At 55.6% G+C, this 6,923-nt stretch carries 7 protein-coding genes; 1 reads left to right on the top strand and 6 read right to left on the bottom strand.

All coding sequences use genetic code 11. From position 1 onward, the window contains the following. Positions 1-260 precede the first annotated feature (260 nt). Positions 261-893, top strand: a complete 633-nt coding sequence (locus AC0QHF_RS13155) for a hypothetical protein (protein ID WP_324704674.1) — start codon at positions 261-263, stop codon at positions 891-893. 15 nt (positions 894-908) lie between these two features. Here AC0QHF_RS13155 and AC0QHF_RS13150 read toward each other — a convergent pair whose 3' ends face one another. The 6 genes from AC0QHF_RS13150 to AC0QHF_RS13125 form a co-directional block, all read right to left on the bottom strand. Next, on the bottom strand, positions 909-1,151 hold the full coding sequence (locus AC0QHF_RS13150; RefSeq protein WP_324704673.1) for a type II toxin-antitoxin system HicB family antitoxin: 243 nt from the start codon (positions 1,149-1,151) through the stop codon (positions 909-911). 12 nt (positions 1,152-1,163) lie between these two features. Beyond that, the gene (locus AC0QHF_RS13145; RefSeq protein WP_324704672.1) at positions 1,164-1,349 is read right to left on the bottom strand and encodes a type II toxin-antitoxin system HicA family toxin; all 186 of its coding nucleotides are present in this window, start codon (positions 1,347-1,349) and stop codon (positions 1,164-1,166) included. Between the two features lie 191 nt (positions 1,350-1,540). After that, positions 1,541-3,001 carry a DUF4335 domain-containing protein gene (locus AC0QHF_RS13140; protein ID WP_324704671.1) on the bottom strand — a complete coding sequence of 487 codons (1,461 nt, stop codon included), beginning with the start codon at positions 2,999-3,001 and terminating at the stop codon, positions 1,541-1,543. Positions 3,002-3,197: 196 nt separating this feature from the next. Beyond that, complete coding sequence (locus AC0QHF_RS13135) at positions 3,198-3,737, bottom strand: DUF3038 domain-containing protein (protein WP_324704670.1); 540 nt, start codon at positions 3,735-3,737, stop codon at positions 3,198-3,200. A 220-nt stretch (positions 3,738-3,957) separates the two neighbouring features. Beyond that, on the bottom strand, positions 3,958-4,221 hold the full coding sequence (locus AC0QHF_RS13130; RefSeq protein WP_375341426.1) for a four helix bundle protein: 264 nt from the start codon (positions 4,219-4,221) through the stop codon (positions 3,958-3,960). An 82-nt stretch (positions 4,222-4,303) separates the two neighbouring features. Continuing rightward, entirely contained in the window at positions 4,304-6,709 is a 2,406-nt protein-coding gene (locus AC0QHF_RS13125; protein WP_324704669.1) for an endonuclease MutS2, read from the bottom strand. Positions 6,710-6,923: the final 214 nt, after the last annotated feature.

Below are 6,923 nucleotides of genomic sequence, written 5' to 3'. Positions count from 1 at the left end.
TGGTGGGTTACGGCGCGGATGAAAAGTTGTGGGTTTTTCCGAAAAATTACGGCCGCGCCTAACCCACCCTACTGGACCGACACGGCTAAAAATGTGCTTTCGTGTAGGGTGGGTTAGGCGGCTGAAACCTATGCTGTGAATGCAATATAGCAATCCGCCGTAACCCACCGTTTAAGGTGTATCAGTCCACGACTGAACTAACACAGTAAATAGACGATCGCGTTAGACTAATCTTGAATGTTGAAAAGGGAGTCATGTAGATGAGATTTGCGAGCGATCGCCTGTGGATGACAGTGCTATTATTGATCGTGGGGTGTACGGCTCCGGAAGCCTCCAAACCCGACTCAGGGAACCTTGTAGCCAGTTCTGCTGACACTCCGTTGGCGAGCAATTTATCCCAGAATTTACCCGAACGGAAGACAGAAACCATTTTTGTTGAGGGAGAACCGCAAGAAATGACCCTCAAGCTTTATCAGGAAGACCAGATTCCCGTGGTAACATATTATCCCGAGAATCTCAGTGTCAATAGTGCCTGTAGTCATGAGGGATGTGGGGTGTTTTTTGAGTTGCTTGAAGCTCAAGTTCATGTATTTGTTCCCCCCGCAGACACAACCTTCGAGGAGTTAGAAATGGGAGTGACCGGCGATCGGGGACTGTTGGCAAGTAACGGCTGGCAACAACGAGAATTCAACAATTCACCTTCGTATTCTTGGGAGACAAAGAATATTCAATTTTATGATTCCGAAAAAAATCTTTTAGGTAGCGTGCATCTGGGTGAATCGGAAGGACAGGTTTTCCGCGTTACCGTGGTTTTTCCCGGAGATATGGGAGATGGATTTGCTCCCCGTGCCGATATGATACTCAAGAATCTACAAGTCGGATCGATGAATTAATGGGTAAGCCAATGTTTAACTCTTGATGTTGGCAATAGAAAAACTCACAGTTTCACTGGTTGAGATTGGCTCGGGAATGGGTTGACCACTGCTTTGTAAATCTTCCAGATGGAATAGAATCGCCTCTTGAATTAATTGTAAGGCTTCTTCTTTAGTTTCTCCCACTGCAACACATCCGGGCAAATCGGGGACATAAGCTCCATAACTGGAAGTTCCTTTTTCAATAATAATAGTATAGTTTAATTGTTGATTTTTCATCGCTAGACTCCTTCACTTTAATCCTGCTTGTTTTAAGACACTGTTGAGGGTTCCGGGCGGCATATCGACGTTTAGTTTTCCAGAAACGGTAACTGTACCGGACTTAGTTGAATGGTGAAATTGTCGATGACTTCCCCGCGTCCGTACTTGATACCATCCATCATTTTCTAGAATTTTGATCACCTCTTTGACTTTCATAGTTGAGATTTTACTCTCAGATAGAAATGCACAATTATTGATTTTTCAGAGCGACTTTTAAGACAATTTTGATTGTTAAGATTGGGTCGTCATATTTGAGGGGCGATCGCAAACCGATCGCAAACCGATCGCAAACCGATCGCCCCAATTACTGCGACAACTGACACCAACCGTTGTTGGGCTTTAGCCCCCTATTTCCCACCCCCTTCCAAGAAGGCTTGAACTCGTCCGCTCGGCTCCAATACCACCCGAATTTTGGGCGTTTCACCCTCCTCCGTCGGGGAAACGAACGGCGTTTCTGGCGGGGGAAAATCGATCTGTTCCAACCAATTGACGGATGCCTGTCCGATGGGGGTGATGCTCTGAATCGAACCGTCGGAATTGAGTAAAAAACTGTACTGCAAAATTTTGCTGATATTCTTGGGCGGATACCAATTTTGACGGAAATAATTCCGCACTTCCGCCACCTGGGGAATCTCATCAAATAGGGTGAGTTCCTGAGAGCGATTCGAGGCGATCGCTCTCGGACGCTTATTCATTTGTGCCAAAACTTGCGACTCTTCAGATGCCTCCGGAGTATCCCCATCATCGACATTCGTTTCCGGCGGGGGAACGGCTACGGTAACAGACGGTTCGGCATTTTCCAACGTCGGAAGTTCGATCGCCCCCGGTGCTAACCCGATATTTACCGGAGGAGTCGGGGGGGCGGCGGCGACGGGTGGCGGAGGCGGCGGGGCGGAAGCCACGGGGGGCGGCGCCGGTTGCACGGGTTCGGTGGGAATCACGATCGCCCCATCCGTCCCCTGCATGACACCGGGCATCAGTTCAGGGGGCGGGGGCGACTCGGTAAACAGGGGCGGGGGCACCGCCAAAGGTGCGGTATCGACGGCGGGGAGATCGGGCGCCACTTTCAGATCCAACTCGGGCGGGGGCTGCGGTTCCGTGGGTTCAAAAATCGGGGGCGGCGGGGGCACCAGTTGGGGCGGCGGCAGGGGAGGGGCTTCCGTCTCGGGTTCCTGGGTTGCGGTGAGGGTGCGATCGCGGCGGTAATAATTGCCCAGGTGGATGATGCCGCTGAACAGTCCCACCGTCACGGCGATGGTGAGGGCCGTCTTTAGCCAAGCCGGGGAGGTGCGGGGCCGGGGTTTGTCCGCCGGCAAGGGCTCGACGTCCGCGAAACAGTCGTTGAGGGCGATCGCCAGATCGAACAGTTGCAATACACTCAAATGCACCACGGACTCGCCGGGGTCCGGCGCCAATTCCCCCAAAAATAGGTCGTGGTGGAGGAGTCCGTCCGGTTTGATAGAAAAGTCGGAACAGGGCCTGAAGGTGCCGCCGTTATCCTGGGCGTGGGAGGGGGCGGATTCCGAATCCCCCGTCGCGGCTTCGGAGGCGTCGGGAATGGCGGAGAGGGGGGAGGCGGTGAGAAAATCGCGGATGTAGCCGGAGAGGGTTTGGTGGAGGTTTTGCAGGTGGGTGCGATCGCCCTCGATGCTGACATATCGATCCTCGGACAGTCGGGGATCGTCGAAGGAGAGTTTGAACCGAAAATTCTGCCAAACCCGGGCTTTTCGCCACCGGGTCCACAAGGGCTGGTTGGCGATCAGTTCTAATGTGCAGGTCGGGGGGGTATACTGTCGGGTTGTCAGCATGGCGACTCAGAATTGGGGTGTGGGGTGTGGGAAATTGAACCATTGTGGGGGCAGTGCCTCCGTGCCTGCCCTCCTGACCTAACTAATTGCCTCCTTCCTCAACTGCTGCCGGACAATCCTATAAGGTTGCCTCTTGCCTATTCCCTCTCTGTCGGGAGTCTGCCCGGTCAATCACCGGATCTGACTATGAGCGATTTTAGCTGCGATCGCCCGTTTGCGATCGCTCCAACAGGGCCGACCAACAGCGGTGGGAACCGTCGGGGCCGCTATAAAATAATAGATCGATCAGCAATTTTAGGGCGAAGGGGGTCAACTCCTCCTCGGGTATGGGCGAAGTACGGGGGAAGCGTTCCCGATAGCCTTTGATAAAGGTGTCGAGATAGTCCCGCAATAGAGAAATTTGCCGCAAATCGTCATTTTGCGCTTCCATTTGTTCGACGAGGGCGATCGCGCGGCGGAGTAGGGCCTGGTGGTGTTTTGCCAAATGACAGACGATCAAAACCAGCGACCGCACCCCTTCAATTGTCGGCGTTTTGGCTTGCCACTGTTCGGCAATTTCGGTTTCTAAATTCAAGGTTTTCGCCGTGCGGAGGAGGGTATCGGACGTCACCCCCGCCAAGGCTTCCAACGCCAACACATTTAATGTTAACTCCAAGGCGATGCGATCGAGTTGTTTCGGGGTTAGGTCTGATTCTGGCTTCAGATCCCGCCAGTGAGGAGGAATGCGATCGAACATTGGGTAAGGGTGTAGGGTGTAGGGTGTAGGGTGTGGGGAGAATACAGGTATGAGATAATATCAGATCCAGTTATTTGCCCGCATAATCTCCCCAATCCTCTTAAGAGGATTTTTGCTATAAGAAAAGGGAATTGATTCCCAAGCGGTCTGGATGTTTAAACTGTCGCCTCCGAACTCACCCGCCTTGAAATGAATTTCAAGGCTGATAGCAAAAGTCCACTCAAGTGGACTCGATTCTGATCTGCGGTATTTTCATCACTTTTGCGGTTGCCATACAAACTTCCCAATCATCGACCGATGATTTTTGCTTGTAGGGGCCCCTGGCTTGCGCCCTCGGGAATTGATTGCCAATACGAATTTGGCTGATTATTCCATAGAGTTCTTCTCTCGGAAACGTTTGCGTAATTCGATAACAAGCTTCGGCTAAATTCATCCCTTCTTGCCATGCCCGCAAATCTCGGTAAGATTTTATGAACTCTCCCATCCCTCAATCCCCTTTTTTCTCAACCCAATAAACCCAACCCTACACCCTACACCCTACACCCTACACCCTACACCCTACACCCTCATTTCAAATACGCCACCGTAACACCCGCGCCGCCCTCTTTTTGTTCGGCTAATTCAAACCGTTCTATCTGGGGATGGTGCTTGAGAAACTCGTGGATGCCCTGCCGCAGTTGGCCGGTGCCCTTGCCGTGGATGATCCAGATCGCGCCAAAATCGACCATTTGTCCCAGGAAGCGATCGAGTTCGATTTCGCCTTCCGAAACCCGTTTGCCCCGCAGATCGATTGTATTTTTCGAGGTGCGGACGATGGGGCGTTTGGGGGGCGCCTGTTCGACTTGGGGGGTTTTTTGTCGAGGCGGTGGGGGTTCGACTTTTTGGCCGTCGAGGGATTCGATTTCCGTCAGTCCGACGGTCATTTTCATGATCCCGAACCGGACGGCGAGTTGGTTGTTTTCGTCCGGACCGCTGAGGACTTCAGCCGTTTGGCCGATTTTAGGAATGCGGATACGATCGCCCACTTTCGGCATGAATGAAGGCTTCGGAGGCGGGGCGGACTGTCGCGAGGGCAGGTATTTTTCGGCGATCGCATTTAGGTTGTCGGTGGCTTTCTGGGCGTCCTGGGCTTTGGGTTTGCCCTGTTGCAGGCGCCGGATCACTTTGGCGATCTCGCCTTTGGCCTCCATCAATGTTTCTTGGATCGCCCGTTCCTGGTCCTGTTTCAACCGCCGTTCCCGTTCCTGGAGGGACATCGCCCGTTCCGCGAGTTCCCCGTGCAGCCGTTCGGTTTCCTGCAAAAGTTGGCCGGCGGCGATCGCTTTTGTTTCCTGCTGGCGTCGCTGGGCCTCCAACCCGGCGATCACCTGGTTGACGTCTTCCGACTCGCCCCCGACGTAGGACGCGGCCCGTTGGACAATTTCGCGATCGAGTCCCAGGCGTTCGGCAATGGTGAGGGCGTTGGAACGGCCGGGAATGCCCCACAGCAGGCGATAGGTGGGTTGCATGGAGCCTTCGTCGAATTCCACCGAGGCGTTTTCAAACCGGGGGTCCTGGTATTTGAGGGCCTTGAGTTCGCCGAAGTGGGTGGTGGCCACGGTGAGGCGGGCGCGATCGGCCAATGTGTGCAGAAGTGCGATCGCGAGGGCGGTTCCTTCGGTGGGGTCGGTGCCCGCGCCGATTTCGTCCAAAAGCACCAGGGAGGGGGAAAGGTGGCCCTCCCGGGGTTCGCCGAGGCCCTCCAAAATGCGCCCGATGCGCCGGATGTGGCCGGAGAAGGTGGACAGACTCTGTTCGATGGATTGTTCGTCGCCGATGTCGGCCAAAACCTGCTCGAACCAGGGCAGTTCCACGGGTTCCCGGGCCGGGACGAACAGCCCCACTTTCGCCATCATGGCGGCCAGTCCGATGGTTTTCAGGGTGACGGTTTTGCCGCCGGTGTTGGGTCCGGTGATGGCGACGACCCGGATTTGGGGGTGGATGGCGATGTCGATGGGGACGACTTCCGGGCCCTGTTCGTGCTGCTGCTGCCACACGAGGAGGGGGTGCCGCAGTTGTCGCAGGGTGATGGAATCCTGGGCCGCGTCGCCCTCGATGAAGGTGGGGGGGTTGGCTTCCAACCAGAGGCTATATCTGGCTTTGGCGAGGGCCAGATCGATGGCGGTGGCGATCGCCAAAAGTCGCTCCAGGTCGGGTTTGACGGCGGCGACCTGTTCGCTGAGGGCGCGGCGGATGGCCTCGGCTTCGGCCTGTTCCTGGCGCAGGACTTGCCGCAGTTGGTTATTTAAAGGCACAATCGCCTGGGGCTCGACGTAGACGGTGGCGCCGGTGGTGGAGGCGTCGTGGACGATGCCGGGGATGGCGTCTTTTTGGGGCGCCTTGACGGGGATGACGAAGCGCCCGTCCCGCTGGGTGACGATCTGTTGCTGGACGGCCTGGGCTTTGCGCTGTAAAATCCCCTGGAGGATCTGGTAGATGCGATCGCGTCCGGATCGCAGCCTGGAGCGGATTTCCCCCATTTTGACGCTGGCGCGATCGGTGACGTCCCCCCGTTCGTCGATGCAGCGGTGGATCTCCTGTTCGAGTTCGGGATAGGTCCGCAGTTCGGAGACGAGGGCGCCCAAAACCGGGACGTCGGGCTGGTCGTCGATGACGCGCCGCAGTTGTCGGGCGCCGGAGAGGGTGGTGGCGATGGCGAGAAGTTCTTCGCCGAACAGTATACCCTGGCGATCGGCCCGTTCCAGGGAACCGCCGATGTCTTGGATGCCGTCGAGGGAGAGCCCGCCGACGAGGTTGAGTTCGAGTTGGTAGGCTTCTTTCGTCTGTGCCAACAGGTTCAGCGTCTCGTCCCGGTTCGCCGGAATCTGAAGTTGCCGCGCCGCGACGGCGCCCAATTTCGTCGCCGTGAAGGTGGACAGGTGGCGGCACAACCGCTGCCATTCCAGTAGTTCTAGGGTTTCTGCCTGAATCAAAGCCTCAAAACCTGTTTCTGTAATTTCCGTACTACATATTTTAATGGGAAACTCCCCGATGTCATCTGGCTTTTTGGAGGTCCCGGGGCGATCGGGCCTGGGGGTAGAGCTTTGGGGTGCGATCGGTCTAAAGTCCTGTAGTGGACCGACACGGCTAAAAATGTGCTTTCGTGTAGGGTGGGTTAGGCGGCTGAAACCCAGGCTGTGATGGCAA

This window comes from Lyngbya sp. CCY1209 (genome assembly GCF_055795065.1).
Note: the sequence above shows the minus strand (reverse complement) of the source record. Positions and strands in the feature narration are given on the sequence as shown.